Raw genomic sequence first — 18,125 nt, forward strand, 5'->3', positions numbered from 1 at the left:
TTGGGCGGTTGTCACACACCGGATGGTATTTACATAGGATACCCTATAGATTGTGACCATCACTCAGGCTGCCGGTTGTCAGGTGAGAGCCTTACAACCATGCGGGGCAAGCAACAAGGAGGTTTCAGTACAATGCAGCAATGGATGCCATTATTAGCGGAGCATGATATCGGAAAAGTGCTGGAGCATGAGCCGCTGTCCAAATATACGACATGGAAGATTGGAGGCCCTGCGGATGCACTTGTCATCCCGGATACCAAAGAGCAGCTGGCAAGAGTTTTGAAGCTGGCTAGCGAGCACGGAATTCCCTGGATGCAGTTGGGGCGGGGCTCCAACATGCTCGTCTCTGACAAAGGGATACGGGGACTTGTGATCAAGCTGGGGCCAGGATTTGATTATGTTCATTTTGAGAATGAACAGATCGTTGCTGGAGGAGGCGTTTCACTGGTCAAACTGTGCGTTATGGCCAGCAAGCAGGGCCTGTCCGGTCTTGAATTTGCTGGTGGTATCCCAGGATCAGTCGGTGGGGCTGTCTACATGAACGCCGGTGCCCATGGGTCTGATGTGTCACAAATATTCCAGTCCGCTGAGATTGTGCTGGATACAGGGGAATTGGCTGTGTACGATGCTGACAATATGCATTTCAGCTATCGTCACTCCGTGTTGCATGAGCAACGTGGAATGGTGACAGAGGCAGTGTTTCGGATGAAGCGGGGCGATCGGGAGGAAATTTCATCAGCGCTTGCGGCTTTTAAAGACCGCCGTCGGCTGACCCAGCCGCTACAGTTAGCTTGTGCAGGAAGCGTGTTCCGTAATCCTCCAGGTGACTATGCTGCTCGTCTTATTGAGAGCGCAGGTCTCAAGGGCTTGAAGGCGGGAGGCGCTGAGGTATCTGTACAGCATGCCAATTTCATTGTAAATACCGGTCAAGCGACAGCAGAGGACGTGCTTACCCTAATGAAGCATATTCAAAGTACAATATCATCTCAAACCGGCATCAAGCTAGTTCCGGAGGTTTTCGTAGTGGGTGAGCGGTAAACTCGGAGGTGATACATTGGACAAATTGGTGATTGAGGGAGGCCGTCCCCTGTCAGGCACCATACGTATCCATGGGGCAAAAAATGCGGCACTACCTATTCTTGCAGCGAGCTTACTTGCACAAGGTAAGGTAGAAATTCGGAATGTGCCCCATCTTTTAGACATTAAGGTCATGCTGCACATCCTTGAAAGACTCGGCTGTACATGCCGACATGAAGAGGAAACGGTATACGTGGATACGTCGTCCGTCCGAACGTTCCAAATTCCGGAAGATTTGATGAAGCAAATGCGCTCATCTATCTTTCTGATGGGACCGCTGCTCGCCAGATATGGAGAAGTTTCCATTTACCAGCCCGGAGGCTGCGCCATAGGCGAGCGCAAAATTGATCTTCACCTAGAGGGCTTAAAAGCTCTTGGCGCAGAGATAGAGGAAAAAGACGAGCAAATTACGTTTCGAGCCCACAAGCTAATCGGCTCGGACATCCACATGGATTTCCCGAGTGTAGGTGCAACGGAAAATATTATGATGGCCGCTGCGTTGGCTGAAGGACGAACAACGATCACCAATGCAGCGAGGGAACCGGAGATTCAGGATCTGCAAAACTTCTTGAATGCCATGGGAGCCCGTATTATTGGTGCTGGAACCGACACGATTACAATCACGGGGGTCAGCCGCCTCAATCCGTGTACGTATGAGGTCATTCCTGACCGCATAGTAGCTGGAACGGTTATGATTGCAGCTGCAGCTACACGAGGAAGTGTGTCGCTGACCCACTGCAATCCATCCCACTTGTCTGCTCTGATTCACGTCCTCAGGCGGGCTGGTGTTCAAATCGGCATCTTGAATGATATAATGACCGTAAGTTGTATGAGTCGTCCCAAAGCAGTGGAGAGGATCGTTACCTCCCCTTACCCGTCTTTTCCGACAGATTTGCAATCTCAGGTCATGGTTCTGCTTTCTTTGGCGGACGGATTTAGTGTCATGAAAGAGACCGTCTTCGAAAGCCGATTCAAACATGTGGATGAACTAAATGTAATGGGTGCTGATATTACGGTTGATGCAAATGCTGCTTTTATAAGAGGAGTTTCTCGTCTGTACGGGGCTACGGTAGAGGCTACCGATCTGCGGGCAGGGGCAGCGCTGGTCATAGCGGGTCTAGCGGCTCAAGGACGTACTATTGTCGAGCAGGTTCATCATATTGACAGAGGGTATGACCGGATCGAACGTCTTTTCCAGGGACTGGGTGCCCGAATGAGCCGTCAGTCTCCGGTGCCGGAGCACCTGGATTTCGTAAATTAATGCCTGTAATGTCCCTCCGTTAACGGGGGGACAAAAGGCTTTTGTGGAGAGAAGCTATGCCAAATGCTCAAATACCTGTTCTTAAAAAGAACAGAACGAAAAAAAGAACAAGCCGGAAGATTGCTATTCTTCTCATTTTGTTGTTTATCGTACTGCTCGCTGTTCTCTTTTTCCGTTCTTCGTTGAGTCGGGTTTCTGAAATTCGTTTTGATGGTAATGTATTTTCGACCCGAGATCAGCTTCTTAATCGAAGCGGTCTGGCTGTTGGAGACCAGTATTTCGGAGTCAGTTCATCCGACATCTCTGAGAAGCTGCGGGAAATTCAATCGATACAGCAAGTCACAGTGGACAAGCAGTTTCCGGGTATTATTGCTATTCACATTAAAGAGTTTGCTACGGTCGCTTACGAGCTGCAGAGTGATGGGAGCCTTCGTGCTATTCTAGCGAATGGGACAAGCGTGAGCGTGGGAAGTAGCGGAATAGCTGTTGAGAAGCCTATTTTGACTAAATGGAAATCTGATGATCCGTACAAAGCGAAGCTGTGTGATGCTTTATCGCGCATTCCGGGGGAATGGACAGCCGATATTTCGGAAATCATTCCCGCACCGATTCCTTCTTTTCCGGATCGCATCAAAATGTACACACGTTCCCAGTTTGAGGTTATTACAACTGTTTCTCTACTGAATTCTAAAATCAGCTATTTGAACCAGGTGCTAGAAACAGAAGATCCAGGTTTGATCACCATGTTGGAGGCGGATTCCTACGTTCCGTTCAAACCGGATACGAGTGAAGAGGGCCAAGAAAAAGATACTACTCAGTGATGTGAAAAAATGCTAGAATTGATTTTATGGGTAATAGACTTGCCTCCTTCTTTTTTCTTCAAATTTTTATGTGACTGCAACCATAAATTGGCTTCTAAAAAATTTGTAGAAAAAAGAGGGAAAGCATGGAGTTTGTTGAATATGTACAGAGTGTGTTTAAAGAACGAAATTCATTTTGGAGTCAGGAGGTGCCACAGACTTGAGCAACAATGACATCATTGTTAGTTTGGACATCGGTACATCCAAAGTTCGGGCTATTATTGGGGAAATGAATAATGGAACCTTTAATATTATTGGAGTTGGATCTGCCGACTCGGAAGGGATTCGCAAAGGTGCAATTGTAGACATTGATCAAACCGTGCAATCAATCCGTAACGCCGTGGATCACGCAGAACGCATGGTTGGTATTCAAATAACAGAAGTGTATGTGGGGATTTCAGGCAATCATATTGGCCTGCAAAATAGTCATGGCGTAGTAGCCGTGTCCAACGAGGACCGTGAAATCGGTGAGGAGGACATTGAGCGTGTACTGAAGGCAGCTGAGGTTATTGCCGTACCACCGGAGAGAGAAATTATTGACGTGGTAGCCAAGCAGTATGTCGTGGATGGCCTTGAAGGCATTCAGGACCCTCGCGGTATGATTGGAGTTCGTCTCGAAGTAGAGGCTACGATTGTTACTGGAGGCAAGACCCCGATACATAATCTGTTGCGCTGCGTTGAGAAAGCCGGCTTGAGGATTAAAGATCTGGTCTTGCTGCCTCTTGGAGCCGGACAATTGTCTCTTTCGAAGGATGAAAAGGTGATGGGTTCAGTGCTGGTGGATATTGGTGCAGGATCTACGAATGTTGCCATTTTCCAGGAAGGAACGATTGTTGCCACATCAACACTTCCGATTGGTGGAGAATTTGTAACCAATGATATTGCCTACGGACTGAGAACCCTTACCGATCAAGCCGAAAAAGTAAAGCTTAAATACGGCTGCGCATGGTATGATGATGCGGCAGCCGATGTCGTCTTTAAAGTGACGCGTATCGGCAGTAATGTGGATAAGGAATTCAACCAGCAGGATTTGGCTGCTATTATTGAGCCGAGAGTGCAGGAAATTTTTCAACTCATTCAGGCGGAAGTTAAGCGCTTGGGTTACACAGAGCTTCCGGGAGGTTATATACTTACCGGAGGCACCGTCTCCATGCCTGGTGTACTTCAGGTGGCACAAAGCGAACTGGCCGCTTCCGTAAGGATCGCCGTACCTGATTTTATCGGTGTAAGGGATCCGGGCTACACGAGCGGAGTTGGAATCTTGCATAATGCTATTCGTTACTATCGCGGAAGATCGACTAGCGTTAGCAACAGTGGCGGAAGTACCAAGAAGCCGACTAACCGAACCAAAAGTAGTAGTAGTCCCGCTGCGGAAGGCGAGCAAAAGCAGGGGTTGATTGAACGCTTAAAAAATATGTTCAGTGAATTTATATAACGTTCATTGCTAATTATGCCAATCATGGACGGGCCATCCATGCACATTGAGGGGGAGATGGAATAGTATGTTGGAATTTGATTTTGAAATGGAGAGCTTGGCTCAAATTAAAGTGATCGGCGTCGGAGGCGGCGGCAGCAATGCGGTTAACCGAATGATCGAAAATGGTGTTCAGGGTGTGGAGTTCATTACAGTCAATACAGATGCCCAGGCACTTCATTTAGCAAAGTCTGAGCATAAGCTTCAAATTGGGGATAAGCTGACCCGCGGTCTGGGTGCCGGCGCTAACCCTGATGTGGGTAAAAAAGCGGCTGAAGAGTCGCGTGAGCTCATTATGAATACGCTCAAAGGTGCGGATATGGTATTCGTAACGGCGGGAATGGGTGGCGGTACTGGAACCGGAGCGGCTCCTGTCATTGCTGAAATTGCCAAGGAATGCGGCGCGCTGACTGTAGGCGTGGTAACCCGACCATTCACGTTTGAAGGGCGTAAGCGTTCCAATCAAGCTGAACTTGGTATTGAGGGATTAAAAGAAAAAGTAGACACTTTGATTGTAATCCCGAATGACCGTTTGCTTGAAATTGTGGACAAGAAAACCCCAATGTTGGAAGCATTCCGTGAAGCAGACAATGTTCTGCGTCAGGCGGTTCAAGGTATTTCAGATTTGATCGCTGTACCGGGTCTAATTAACCTCGACTTTGCTGACGTTAAGACGATCATGACGGAGCGTGGCTCCGCTTTGATGGGGATTGGCGAAGCAACTGGTGAAAATCGTGCGGCTGAAGCAGCACGCAAGGCTATCATGAGCCCGTTGTTGGAGACATCCATTGAAGGTGCTCGTGGTGTGATTATGAACATCACTGGCGGCAACAACCTGTCCTTGTATGAGGTTAATGAGGCAGCTGAAATTGTAACATCGGCTTCCGATCCGGAAGTAAACATGATTTTCGGTGCTATCATTGACGAAGAGTTGAAAGAAGAGATCAAGGTTACCGTCATTGCCACTGGCTTTGAAGGCAAGCCAAGTCAACCGGCACCGGGACGTAAACCGGCAGCCAACCCGGCTACTTCCGAATCGGCGGAGAAAGGCTCTCCTAACTTGCGTCCATTTGGTAATACTCAAAGCAGTGACCAATTAGACATTCCTACATTCTTACGTAACCGTTCGCGCAATAATAATAACGATAACTAGTTTCAATTCGGATTGCCCGCATTCTCCCTGGAGATGCGGGCTTCTTTCTGTTTTCCGTGTCCTGCAGTTCAGGCGCTTCTCCTCTTTCCGACAAAATTAGTCGGTCACCGTTCCCACCGTTAGACAGACTTTGAACAGCATGACTACTATACTTAATCCTATCCTGCAAACGCTGGGCGGGTGAAGCCTTGGTTGTTTATATCGACTTGATTTTTTTGGCCAATTTGTTCATTGATGCTGTGTTGCTGATGGTCACCGCTTGGATGAGAAAAATCCGTCCAGTGTGGTGGAGGTTGATGACTTCAGCTGGAATCGGCGCAATGTATGTGGTCATGATGTTTGTGCCGGAACTGTCCTTTTTATTTACGTTCCTGATCAAACTGGCTTTATCGGTCATAATGCTGCTGGTGGCTTTTGGATTTGGCAGCATGCAAAAGTATCTTCGTACAATGGGTGCTTTTTACATGATCAATTTTGTAGCTGCAGGTGGCATTTTGGGGATGCATTATTTTCTCCAAAATACGGGGGAATTGTTTAACGGCATCTGGTACACCGCTTCGGGCGGAATGTCCTTTGAACTCAAAATCGCATTCTGGTTTATTTTATGCGCATTTGGCGGAGTGATGCTTTTCTTTCGTATTGTGCAGTCCTCAAAGCAGCGCACAGAAAGGATGAGTGGGTTTTTGGGACAAGTGCAGGTATGGATTGGGCAGGATCATATTGAGTGTACAGGCTTGTTGGATACAGGTAATCAGCTCTATGATCCTTTGACCCGAACCCCGGTGATGGTCATGGAGGCGGCCTTGTGGGAATCGCATTTGCCCGCCTCCTGGCTCCGAAAATGTTCTGAGGGTAATGCTGACCAACTGGTGATGGAACTGGGGGACGAATCGTTTAGCTGGCAGGATCGTGTTCGCCTCGTCCCCTATCGTGGAATTAACCGCAATCATTCCTTTATGCTGGCCCTTAAACCAGACCGGGTAGAGGTGGTGATGAATGGGGTTCATTTTGTACATCATCGAGTGTTGATTGGCTTGGATGGGGGGACATTGTCGGCAGAGGGTAAGTATCGCGCCATCATCCACCCGGATGTGACGGCACAAGAAGAGGGCAGTGCTGATACCAACCAGAAACAAGATGCACATATTGGTGAGCATTTTACAGAATCAGGATGACGGAGCATAAACACAAAATGATGTTTGAAGGCGACGAGAAATATCCAATGGTGAAATGGGCGGAGCACAGCTGCAATAGCACTATTTTTAAAAGGGGGAGAATGATATGCGGGAACAGATGAAATTGAAGATGAAAATTAGGTTAGCATTGCAATTGCAATATTATCGTATTTTATTTTTATTTGGGCTGAAAAATGAAGAAATTTATTATATTGGCGGCAGCGAGGCGCTCCCCCCACCGCTGACGAGAGACGAAGAAGAATATTTGCTGGGAAAACTTTCTTCTGGAGATGCAGCAGTACGGTCGATGCTAATCGAAAGAAATTTGCGGTTAGTCGTATATATTGCCCGTAAATTTGAGAATACGGGCATCAACATTGAGGATCTCGTATCCATCGGTGCTATTGGACTAATCAAAGCGGTTAACACTTTTGATCCGGAGAAGAAAATCAAACTTGCCACATACGCCTCTCGATGCATTGAGAATGAGATTCTGATGTATTTGCGTCGCAATAGTAAAACAAGAACGGAAGTTTCTTTTGATGAGCCTCTGAATATAGATTGGGATGGTAATGAGTTGTTGCTTTCTGATGTGATGGGCACGGAAAATGATACCATTTACCGTAATATTGAGGAGCAGGTGGACCGTAAATTATTGCATAAGGCACTGGATAAATTGACGGATCGAGAGCGTTTGATTATGGAGTTGCGCTTCGGCTTACAAGACGGAGAGGAGAAGACACAGAAGGATGTTGCTGACCTGTTGGGTATCTCGCAATCGTATATTTCGCGTCTGGAAAAGCGGATTATAAAGCGCTTACGAAAAGAATTTAATAAAATGGTATAGTGCATGGGTATATCCGGAAGCGATGGAAACGGCGAATAAAAAAATGCCCTCAGGAGATAATGTACATTAATGTTGCTCCTTGGGAGGTAAGACACGATGACCCGAAACAAAGTGGAAATTTGCGGTGTGGATACCGCCAAACTGCCGGTATTAACCAATGCAGAAATGCGCGAGTTGTTCACATCACTTCAGCAAAATAATGAACGATCAGCCAGAGAAAAATTGGTCAATGGCAATCTCCGGCTCGTCCTGAGTGTGATTCAACGATTTAACAATCGGGGAGAGTTTGTGGACGATTTGTTTCAGGTAGGATGTATCGGCCTAATGAAGGCGATTGATAATTTTGACCTTTCGCAAAACGTAAAGTTCTCCACTTATGCGGTGCCGATGATTATCGGAGAGATCCGCCGTTATTTGCGGGATAACAATCCGATCCGTGTGTCTCGTTCGTTACGGGATATTGCATATAAGGCGCTTCAGGTGCGGGACAGTCTGACGAATCTGAACTCGCGGGAACCAACGATTTTTGAAATTTCAGAGGCACTGAATGTGCCTAAAGAAGACGTTGTGTTCGCGTTGGATGCGATTCAGGATCCGGTTTCGCTGTTCGAGCCGATATATCACGACGGGGGCGACCCAATCTATGTGATGGATCAGATCAGTGATGACAGAAATAAAGACGTCTCATGGATTGAGGAAATCGCTCTGCGGGAAGCGATGCATCGCCTGGGCCAGCGTGAAAAGATGATATTGTCTATGCGTTTTTATGAAGGAAAGACGCAAATGGAGGTTGCCGACGAAATCGGTATCTCTCAAGCCCAGGTTTCAAGATTAGAGAAGTCGGCTATACAGCAAATGCAAAAACATGTAAAGTCCTAATGAAATGAATGCTTGAATGATCCAGCGATAAAAACGATCCTACTCGGATCGTTTTTGCGTTTACAGGACATTTTTTGGGCTCTTCCGCTCATATAGTGAAATAAAGGATGTGATGCGTGTGAGTGCACCGGAAACGTCAGTAAGAGCAATGAAAATTTCCGAGTTTCAAACCAAGGATGTCATTAACATTGTAGATGGACGACGCCTCGGACAAATCAGTGATTTGGAGATTGACGTGCGGCAGGGGAAAATTGAAGCCATTGTGGTTCCAGGCAGCAGTCGTTTTATGGGCTGGTTTGGAGGCGGAAGCGAGTTGGTCATTCCGTGGCGCAACATTGTGAAAATTGGTTCGGATGTTGTGCTTGTACGACTGGAAGGATTGCAAGAGCCGCCGGGTGAAGGGGAAGAAAAGTTGTATATCGAACGTCAAGAGCGGAGTGACCGAAGGGGCTTCTGAACTTGCAGATCTACGTATTTTAGTGTGTTGTGAAGACACGGCGGCGGCTTTTTGGTACACTGGGCAGTAGAGGTGAGAATGAATGGAACCATTTGTAGTGAATACCGAGGCTACGGGGGCAAAGCCAATGCAAGATGGTGGACGTCCCGTACCGGAGTTGTTATATATTCAATCTTGGGAGCGACAGGTTCAGGGATTAACAGCGGGTTTTACAGGTCGTCATGGCGGTGTCAGTGAGGTGCCCTACGCTAGTCTGAACTGTGCGTTTCATGTAGGGGATGACCCCGAGAAAGTCATTCGTAATCGGCAGCTCATTGCTGAGCAGCTTGGTTTTGCTGCTGAAGCATGGACGTGCGGTGAGCAGGTTCATGGTCATCATGTTGCTGTCGTCAAGGCTGCTGATCGCGGGCGGGGCTTTAGGGATCGTGCATCCGCTTTTCAGGACACAGATGGACTTTTGACGAATGTACCTGGCATTTTGCTGACATCCTTTTATGCAGACTGTGTACCATTATATTTTTGTGATCCAGTGCGCCGTGTGATTGGGTTGGCGCATGCAGGCTGGAAGGGAACCGTTGCGGAAATTGCATTGAAAATGGTACAGACCATGCAGAACGAATATGGATCTCAGCCGTCTGATATACTAGCAGCTATCGGTCCTTCTATTGGTTCTGAATCCTATGAGGTGGATGAGTACGTGATGAGCCAAATTCAGGTTTTGGAGCATGATTGCCCGGGTAATGATAAATGGGAAGGTTCTGTTTACTTCCCCTTAACCGACGGAAAAACACTACTTGACTTGAAACAATGCAATCGACACATTATGATGAAAGCAGGAATATTGCCGAGCCATATCGAATGTACTACCTTATGCACGAGTAGTCGTAGCGATTTGTTTTTTTCATATCGCAAAGAAGGCGGCGTCACAGGAAGAATGGCGAGTTGGATTGGTCTGGAAGAGAGGTGAGTCCTCCCGTGTCTTTGGAGGAACGAATTAAAGAAGTGAATGCCCGTGTAGAAGCGGCATGTGCCCGAAGCGGACGTTCGCGTGATGAAGTTAATGTGATCGCTGTCACGAAATATGTTTCGGCAGTGGCAATGACATCTGTATTGGATAGCAACTTGGAGCATGTGGGCGAAAATCGCTGGCAGGATGCTGCGGATAAATGGAGCAAGTTGGGTGACCGGGGAACGTGGCATTTTATTGGTCATCTCCAAACGAATAAGGTTAAAGATGTAATTGGAAAATTTAAATTTATACATTCGCTTGACCGCTTATCGCTCGCTCAGGAATTGGACAAGAAGGCATCCGCTCTGGGACTGCGAGTTAAAGCTTTTGTGCAAGTCAATATTTCTGGAGAAATGTCCAAATATGGCTTGTCCTCTGAGGCGGTTGCCCCCTTCTTGGAACAAATTCGCGAGTTGGAGCATGTGGACGTGATTGGCTTGATGACGATGGCTCCTCATGAAGAAGAACCGGAAAAAACTCGGCCTGTGTTTCGGGGATTGCGTGAATTACGGGATACGTTAAATGGACAAGCCTTGACCAGAGAACCCATCGTTCACTTGTCAATGGGGATGTCCAATGATTTTGAAGTAGCAGTTGAAGAAGGAGCGACCTGGCTGCGGCTTGGTTCCGTACTGGTCGGACGAGAGGAGGATTTCCATTGGGCGTAATGAATAAGTTCATGAACTTTCTGGGGCTTCAGGAAGAAGAGGAAGTTATAGAGCGAGAGGTTATGAATACGCCGGAAGATCAAGAAATTGAAACCCCAAGCTTTGATAAACGTAAGAACCAGAAGGGCGCTAATGTTGTCAGCATCCATTCACAGAAAAATGTGAAAGTTGTCCTGTATGAGCCGCGTTCTTATGATGAAGCACAGGAAATTGCCGACCATATCCGTTCCCATCGTACCGTCGTAGTTAATTTGCAACGAATTCGCAAGGATCAGGCGCTGCGTATTATTGATTTTTTGAGTGGTACTGTGTATGCACTGGGTGGTGGTATTTCCAAGGTCGGGAATAATATTTTTCTGTGTACACCAGATACGGTTGAGATTCAAGGCTCTATTACGGAAATACTGGCTGACACTGAACAAGAACTTAACAGAATGAGGTGAACTTTTCTTGATCGAGGTAATTTACTGGCTATTTCAGATTTATTCGTACATGATCATTGCATATGTTCTGCTATCTTGGCTTCCTAATGCCAGAGAGAGTGTAATTGGTGATTTACTTGCCAAGTTTGTGGAGCCGTATTTGTCTCCTTTTCGCAGATTTATACCGCCAATCTTCGGGATGATTGATATTTCGCCCATCGTTGCGCTGATTGCTCTGCGTTTTGCGTCATACGGCTTGATTTCTTTAATTGGTAATTTCGTCTAGGAGGAGTTATGCGAACTGAGATTTATGAGCATTTTCACCCGGATGAACGGGACTATGTGGATCGCGCTTCCGAATGGATCAGTCATGCGGGAGCTTATCATGAGCAGAAGCTGACTGATTTTTTGGACCCGCGCCAACAGTACATATTGGAGACACTTGCTTCGAAGGAAGATAAGGTCACGATTAGGGTAGATGGCGGATATATGGCTTCAGAACGAAAGCGGGCGCTAATTGCGCCCGATTATTCGTATTTGGACGGTGAGGAGATGGGGATTCAGGTCCTTTCCATCACATCTGACGATCATAAAATAGGTACCCTTGAGCATGGTGATTATCTAGGTGCCCTACTGGGACTTGGAATCAAACGTGGGAAAATCGGGGATATTCATGTACTGGATGATGGGTGCCATGTATTGGTAGCTTCAGAGATTGGTGATTTTATGACGATGCATTTACAGCAGGTACATCGTGTTCATGTATGGACAGAACTGTTGCCTGTCGCGAGTCTGCGAACGAAGGAAGTTGCATTAGATGCGCTAGATCTGACGGTCTCTTCTTTGCGCCTAGACGGTATTGCCAGCGACGTGTACAAGCTAAGCCGAAGTAAAATATTAACACCGATTCGGGCGGGGCGGTGCCGGGTAAATTGGAAGGTGGAGGAGAATCCATCCACTCCACTTAAAGCGGGGGACGTTATTTCCATGCAGGGTTTTGGGCGTTTCAAAGTGCTTGAAACAGACGGGATGACAAAAAAGGGAAGATTCCGTGTCAAAATTGGTAAGTTTGTATAGCTGTAGGCAGGAATTACGAGCTTTCTGTCGAAAGAATTAAGCTATAGCGAAGAACTGGAACGATTTTGCTCTGTACAGTATTCACAAAACGGGGTATGATGACCGATAGATGATAGTGAGCGTCGTGACGCGGAAAATGTATTTTTTGTCAATCTTATAGGAGGTGGACGGCATGCCATTAACGCCATTGGATATACATAACAAGGAATTTGCCCGCCGGCTTCGCGGTTATGATGAGGATCAGGTTAATGAATTTTTGGATCAGGTGATCAAAGATTACGAGGGCGTTATTCGTGAAAATAAAGAACTGAGCACCGAGTTGTTGAACGTACAGGAGAAGCTCGATCATTTCGCGACGATTGAGGATACGCTGAGTAAGACGATTATCGTAGCGCAGGAAGCGGCTGATGAAGTTCGTAACAACGCCAAGAAAGAATCCCAACTGATCGTGAAGGAAGCGGAAAAAAATGCGGACCGTATTGTGAATGAAGCATTGTCCAAATCCCGCAAGATTGCGTTGGAGGTTGAAGAACTGAAGAAGCAGGCATCGATTTACCGAGCACGGTTTCGTACACTGGTGGAAGCACAGCTTGACTTGTTAAGCCAAGACGGCTGGGAAGCACTTGAAAACCGGGAACGCGAAGTACTGGAGCGCGAGCGTGAGATGAAAGAAATTTACTAATTTCATTTCTGACAAGCTTTTATTAGGCTTAGTTAGGGTTGACTTTTATCTTTAAACAGGCTATAACTGTAAATACTATACTGAATTCAATGATTATCCGTCTGTCGGCTGATGATTGTTATTCAAGGCAACGATGTTGCTGATTTCGATGAATTTAACATGTTTAATTCGTTGATGGGAACGAGTACGTCATGATTTGTCCCTCAGAGAGTTGGCCTTCCGGTGCAAGCCAACGTTCAGAACATGACCGAAGATCCTCCCGGAGAAGTGAGCTGAAGCGCTTAAGATTTATGGCGTGTGTAAGCAATCACCGTTTGCCATGCGTTATAATGGCGCCCTGCTGTAGTTGAGTGGGGCTCAGAGAGCCGTAATGAGACTGTATTTTTAATGGTCTGTTTTTACGGAATCAGGGTGGTAACGCGAGCACAGTCTCGTCCCTTTACAGGGATGGGGCTTTTTTTGTTGCTTTTTTTAGGAAATGCTAGAGAAATCAATGATGAGCAGAGAGGGAGTATGACAGTATGAACAGAGTGGATGTTAAAGAAAAAGCACGGTCTCGTGACCTACGCATCCTGAGCAAATGGAAGCAGGAGGACACATTCCGTAAATCCATCACAAATCGTGAAGGAAAGCCAAATTTTGTGTTTTATGAAGGCCCACCAACAGCTAACGGTAAACCGCATATCGGTCACGTGCTGGGCCGTGTAATTAAGGATTTCGTCGGTCGCTATCAGACAATGAAGGGATACCGCGTCGTACGTAAGGCAGGCTGGGACACGCATGGCTTGCCGGTAGAATTGGGTGTACAAAAGCAGCTGGGAATCTCCCACAAACCTGAAATTGAAGAATACGGTGTTGAAAAGTTTATTAAAAAATGTAAGGCGAGCGTGTTTGAGTATGAGCAACAATGGCGTGATTTAACCGAAGCAATCGGATATTGGACAGACCTCGATAACCCGTACATTACATTGGATAATAACTATATCGAGAGTGTATGGAACATTTTGGCGACGATTCATGAAAAAGATCTGCTGTATCGTGGTCATCGTGTGAGTCCATATTGCCCGGATTGTCAAACGACGCTAAGTTCTCATGAAGTAGCGCAGGGCTACAAAGATGTGAAGGATCTGAGCGCCACGGCCAAATTCAAGCTGCATAGCAGTGGTGAATATGTACTGGCTTGGACGACAACGCCTTGGACCTTGCCGAGTCACGTGGCGCTCGCCGTCAACCCTGAACTGGAATATGCACGTGTGAAGCAGGAAGACGGTGTGTACATCGTTGCTAAAAATCTGGTTGAGGACGTAATTAAAGGCGAACATGAAGTGATTGGCACGCTATCCGGTTCAGAACTGGTTGGCCAAATGTATACCCCGCCATTTACGTATTTTCAGGTTGAGAAGGGTAATCAGATTCTGGGTGCGAAGTTCGTAACAGACTCCAGCGGTACAGGTATCGTTCATATGGCTCCGGCGCATGGTGAGGATGATTACCGGGTATGCCGTGAAAATGGTGTTGAATTTATCAACGTGGTGGATCTTCAAGGTAACTATGTAGAGGAAATCACTGATTTTGCAGGCCGTTTTGTGAAAGACTGTGATGTAGATATTGTTAAAATGCTGTCCGAAAAAGGCTTGCTGTACAGCAAGGAAAAATACGAGCATAGCTATCCGTTCTGCTGGCGCTGCGACACTCCATTATTGTACTATGCTATGGACAGCTGGTTTATCAAAACAACTGCGATCAAGGATCAATTGATTGCCAACAACAGCGAAGTCGAATGGTACCCGGGGCATATACGTGAAGGACGTTTTGGCAAGTTTTTGGAGGAACTGGTGGATTGGAACATCAGTCGCGATCGCTATTGGGGTACACCACTAAACATCTGGGTTTGTGAGGAAACTGGAGAACAGTTCGCTCCGCATAGTATTGCTGAGTTGAGGGAACGTGCGATCGGCGACGTACCAGCGGATATCGAGCTGCACAAACCATATGTAGATGATATCAAGGTTCGTAGCCAATGCGGTAAATACGAAATGACTCGTACACCGGAAGTAATCGACGTATGGTTCGATAGCGGCTCCATGCCGTTTGCGCAGCATCATTATCCTTTTGAGAATAATGAAACGTTTGAGCAGCAATTTCCGGCAGATATGATCTGTGAAGGAATTGACCAGACTCGTGGCTGGTTCTATAGCTTGCTTGCGGTTTCGACTATGCTGACTGGCAAAGCTCCTTATAAAGCTGTCATGGCGACAGGCCATGTACTGGATGAGCAAGGGCAGAAAATGTCTAAATCCAAGGGCAATGTTATTGATCCGTGGGAAGTGATTGACGAGTACGGTACAGATGCTTTCCGTTGGGCATTGCTGTCCGATAGTGCACCATGGAATAGCAAACGTTTCTCCAAAGGCATTGTAGGCGAGGCTAAATCGAAGCTGGTCGATACGCTTGTCAATACACACGCTTTTCTGACCTTGTATGCGGATATCGACGGATTTGATCCGGCACAGCATCCGTTCAAACCATCGGCTCATAAGTTGGATCGTTGGATTTTGTCCCGTTTGAACAGCCTCATTTTGGTAGTGGACAAAGCGCTGGCTGTAAATGACTTCCTGAACTCATCTAAAGCAATTGAATCGTTTGTGGATGAGCTGAGCAACTGGTATATCCGTCGTTCACGCGACCGATTCTGGGGCAATGGTCTTACAGAAGATAAGCTGGATGCATACCGTACACTGACCGAAGTGCTGTTAACGACTGCCAAACTGCTTGCGCCGTTTACACCACTGCTTGCAGAGGATATTTACCTCAACCTAAGCAACGGGGAAAGTGTTCATCTGGATGATTATCCGACTGCCAATGAATCCTTGATCGATCCGGAACTGGAACGAGATATGGAAACGGCACGCCGTGTCGTCGAATTGGCGCGTAACGTCCGCAACGAAACGGGTTTGAAAACGCGTCAACCGTTGTCCGAGTTGATTCTGTCCATGGATCAGGATTTTGAACTGAGTGGCTATGAGGAAATCATCAAAGATGAGATTAACGTGAAGCATATTCATGTGGAGACGGACGATAGCGGCTTTGTAGATTTTACACTGAAACTGAATTTGAAAGTAGCAGGCAAGAAATACGGCAAAAATGTCGGTTTCCTACAAAACTTTTTCAAAGGAATGTCTGCTGAGGATACCCGTTCTGTTGTAGAAAAAGGAGTGTTAAACGTCGCTTCTCCAGAAGGTGAAGAACTGCAAGTTACGGCCGAAGAATTGCTGGTGGAGAAAAAAGCGAAAGAAGGCTTCGCTTCTGCTTCCGGTTATGGCTTAACGGTAGCGTTGAACACAGACATTACACCGGAGCTGGAGCAAGAGGGCTGGGTACGTGAAGTGGTTCGTGCGGTACAGGATTATCGTAAAAAACTGGATCTGCCGATTGAAAAGTATGTGGCGTTGACGTTGGATGTAGATAATGAGCTGCGTCTGGCCATCGAAAGCTTCGACTCTGTGTTGCGTGAGAACGTATTGGTTACTACTGTGACATTTGGTCAAGCCGAACCGGCAGAACATGTGGAAGTGAACGGTAAAACCATCGGCGTTCATATTGGGGAATAATTACAAGCCCCCTGTCCCATAATACAATAACAGGCAGCATATAAAAACGAGCCTAAGCATCGGAAACGGGTTTTCTCCGTTACGTGCTTCGGCTCGTTTGCTGCGTTCAGGGCAGCCATGGAAAAGGGGGATTGTGCATATGACGGCACGATCAAGGCGTAGACAGGGGAGGAGTCTCCGAGGGATGAACGGAGAAGGGGCTGCCATAGCCGCAGATAAAAGCAAAACAGGTAATCAGGTTGAACGATTAAGTCGTGTTGAAAAGCTGATACGTGCTGTGTCAGAGCAGATGGAACGGACACGTATTGCAGATTACGCTTTGCTGCTGAACAAGCCTTGGCGATTACTCTGGCTAAATCTAATATCAGGCGTTTCCCGGGGAATCGGCATCGCGCTAGGTTTTACTTTTTTTGCTGCTACCATTATTTATGTGCTGCAAGTGCTCGGAGCGTTGAATTTGCCGATTATCGGTGATTATATCGCTGATATTGTACGGATCGTACAGCGACAATTGGAGCTTACCACCTATTAGGCAGCGATCTCCACTTTGAAGTTCACGATTCGTCTTCGTGCGTATCCGGCTCCAGTAGACCTTCGCCCTCGCCATCTTCGATATAACGCTGATAAATGGAGCTGCGAATAACAGATACATTTTGTCCATAAATGTCAGTAGCAATAAAGCTTTCGTATGGCTCTACGAAGCCCATATTATCGTCGCCTGCTTCAATTTCCATATCATCATAACTGTGGATTTCTCCACTTTCGGCCATGGCTGGTGTGTTAGAGGTACCCCAATTTTCGACGATCTGCCAAGCATCTTCACCGTCGAAGCCGTTTTGATCATCACGCTCATCCAGACTCGTTCTGCCGAACGAGGGAGCGAGAAATTCTTCCTCTACTGGGCGGCGGTTAGACACTTCTGTTTCGGGACTGTACTCTTTACAGTAAATGGTATAGGGAACAGCCAGTAGGCGCTCATAGGGAATGGGTTTACCGCTGGCGGCACAAATGCCATACGTCCCCTTTTCCATAGCCATCAGAGCTGATTCGATGCGTTCTAATTGGAATTCGTCGTGTTCCAGTAAGGAAATATCCTTGGCTCGCTCGTAGGTTTCGGTAGCCAGGTCTCCTGGGTGGTTATCAATAGGAGAAAGCTCGCCGGTTTGGTCGCGTTGGGAATCGCCGAGTCCGTAATGGTCGTTGTCTTGCAAACGATGCTCAATTTCTTTTTTGCGTTCCAGCAGTTCGTTACGCAAGCCCTGCAATTGTTGCTCCGTCAATGGGGACATGGAATCCTCTCCTTGTTCTAGGTTTACATGCGCATGCGTTGTGTCGAGTATGCTCCATGTAGTTTGCACCGGGAAGACCTCTTTTACATAGGAAATTCTAATCAAATGCGAAGGAGTTGATTTTATGGATGATCTGTACTTGAAGCTTGCGGGATTCGTGGACGATCTGAGAATGCTTATGCTA

18 protein-coding genes and 1 other annotated feature are annotated in these 18,125 nt (G+C 46.9%); of the genes, 17 read left to right on the top strand and 1 reads right to left on the bottom strand.

The window, feature by feature from the left end; genetic code table 11:
• Positions 1-132: 132 nt before the first annotated feature.
• The 17 genes from murB (at position 133) to ACUYLD_RS05835 (ending at position 17,184) form a co-directional block, all read left to right on the top strand.
• The gene (murB, locus tag ACUYLD_RS05755; RefSeq protein WP_069289985.1) at positions 133-1,038 is read left to right on the top strand and encodes a UDP-N-acetylmuramate dehydrogenase; all 906 of its coding nucleotides are present in this window, start codon (positions 133-135) and stop codon (positions 1,036-1,038) included.
• Positions 1,028-2,338: a UDP-N-acetylglucosamine 1-carboxyvinyltransferase gene (murA, locus tag ACUYLD_RS05760; RefSeq protein ID WP_172828261.1), complete on the top strand. Its 1,311-nt coding sequence runs from the start codon at positions 1,028-1,030 to the stop codon at positions 2,336-2,338. Before murB ends, murA begins: the two co-directional genes overlap by 11 nt.
• A 56-nt stretch (positions 2,339-2,394) precedes the next feature.
• Positions 2,395-3,159: a cell division protein FtsQ/DivIB gene (locus ACUYLD_RS05765; protein WP_061828510.1), complete on the top strand. Its 765-nt coding sequence runs from the start codon at positions 2,395-2,397 to the stop codon at positions 3,157-3,159.
• A gap of 199 nt (positions 3,160-3,358) precedes the next feature.
• The gene (ftsA, locus tag ACUYLD_RS05770; RefSeq protein ID WP_061828509.1) at positions 3,359-4,633 is read left to right on the top strand and encodes a cell division protein FtsA; all 1,275 of its coding nucleotides are present in this window, start codon (positions 3,359-3,361) and stop codon (positions 4,631-4,633) included.
• Between the two features lie 67 nt (positions 4,634-4,700).
• Positions 4,701-5,825 (top strand): cell division protein FtsZ, encoded by a 1,125-nt coding sequence (gene ftsZ / locus ACUYLD_RS05775; RefSeq protein ID WP_013311084.1) that lies wholly within the window; start codon positions 4,701-4,703, stop codon positions 5,823-5,825.
• Positions 5,826-6,013: 188 nt separating this feature from the next.
• Positions 6,014-7,000, top strand: coding sequence for a sigma-E processing peptidase SpoIIGA (gene spoIIGA / locus ACUYLD_RS05780; RefSeq protein WP_069289984.1), 987 nt, complete (start codon positions 6,014-6,016; stop codon positions 6,998-7,000).
• 106 nt (positions 7,001-7,106) lie between these two features.
• Complete coding sequence (gene sigE, locus ACUYLD_RS05785) at positions 7,107-7,847, top strand: RNA polymerase sporulation sigma factor SigE (protein WP_446674595.1); 741 nt, start codon at positions 7,107-7,109, stop codon at positions 7,845-7,847.
• Positions 7,848-7,943: 96 nt separating this feature from the next.
• The gene (sigG, locus tag ACUYLD_RS05790) at positions 7,944-8,726 is read left to right on the top strand and encodes an RNA polymerase sporulation sigma factor SigG (protein WP_007431182.1); all 783 of its coding nucleotides are present in this window, start codon (positions 7,944-7,946) and stop codon (positions 8,724-8,726) included.
• Positions 8,727-8,838: 112 nt separating this feature from the next.
• Positions 8,839-9,183 carry a YlmC/YmxH family sporulation protein gene (locus tag ACUYLD_RS05795; protein ID WP_172828260.1) on the top strand — a complete coding sequence of 115 codons (345 nt, stop codon included), beginning with the start codon at positions 8,839-8,841 and terminating at the stop codon, positions 9,181-9,183.
• Between the two features lie 82 nt (positions 9,184-9,265).
• A complete protein-coding gene (pgeF, locus tag ACUYLD_RS05800; protein ID WP_348620096.1) occupies positions 9,266-10,150 on the top strand; it encodes a peptidoglycan editing factor PgeF in 885 nt (294 codons plus the stop codon).
• 8 nt (positions 10,151-10,158) lie between these two features.
• A complete protein-coding gene (locus ACUYLD_RS05805) occupies positions 10,159-10,860 on the top strand; it encodes a YggS family pyridoxal phosphate-dependent enzyme (RefSeq protein WP_446674596.1) in 702 nt (233 codons plus the stop codon).
• Entirely contained in the window at positions 10,851-11,303 is a 453-nt protein-coding gene (locus ACUYLD_RS05810) for a cell division protein SepF (RefSeq protein ID WP_250260940.1), read from the top strand. Before ACUYLD_RS05805 ends, ACUYLD_RS05810 begins: the two co-directional genes overlap by 10 nt.
• Positions 11,304-11,310: 7 nt before the next feature.
• Positions 11,311-11,568, top strand: a complete 258-nt coding sequence (locus ACUYLD_RS05815; RefSeq protein ID WP_023989436.1) for a YggT family protein — start codon at positions 11,311-11,313, stop codon at positions 11,566-11,568.
• Between the two features lie 8 nt (positions 11,569-11,576).
• Entirely contained in the window at positions 11,577-12,359 is a 783-nt protein-coding gene (locus ACUYLD_RS05820; protein WP_446674597.1) for a YlmH family RNA-binding protein, read from the top strand.
• A gap of 172 nt (positions 12,360-12,531) precedes the next feature.
• Complete coding sequence (locus ACUYLD_RS05825; protein WP_023989434.1) at positions 12,532-13,041, top strand: DivIVA domain-containing protein; 510 nt, start codon at positions 12,532-12,534, stop codon at positions 13,039-13,041.
• A gap of 162 nt (positions 13,042-13,203) precedes the next feature.
• Positions 13,204-13,483, top strand: a binding site (T-box leader).
• Between the two features lie 79 nt (positions 13,484-13,562).
• A complete protein-coding gene (gene ileS / locus ACUYLD_RS05830) occupies positions 13,563-16,652 on the top strand; it encodes an isoleucine--tRNA ligase (RefSeq protein WP_446674598.1) in 3,090 nt (1,029 codons plus the stop codon).
• Positions 16,653-16,836: 184 nt separating this feature from the next.
• Positions 16,837-17,184 (top strand): DUF5665 domain-containing protein, encoded by a 348-nt coding sequence (locus ACUYLD_RS05835; RefSeq protein WP_446674599.1) that lies wholly within the window; start codon positions 16,837-16,839, stop codon positions 17,182-17,184.
• A gap of 22 nt (positions 17,185-17,206) precedes the next feature.
• On the opposite strand, the gene ACUYLD_RS05840 is transcribed toward ACUYLD_RS05835, so the two are convergent.
• On the bottom strand, positions 17,207-17,941 hold the full coding sequence (locus ACUYLD_RS05840; RefSeq protein WP_043882260.1) for a TraR/DksA C4-type zinc finger protein: 735 nt from the start codon (positions 17,939-17,941) through the stop codon (positions 17,207-17,209).
• Positions 17,942-18,125: the final 184 nt, after the last annotated feature.

The organism is Paenibacillus sp. SER-28 (assembly GCF_052906305.1).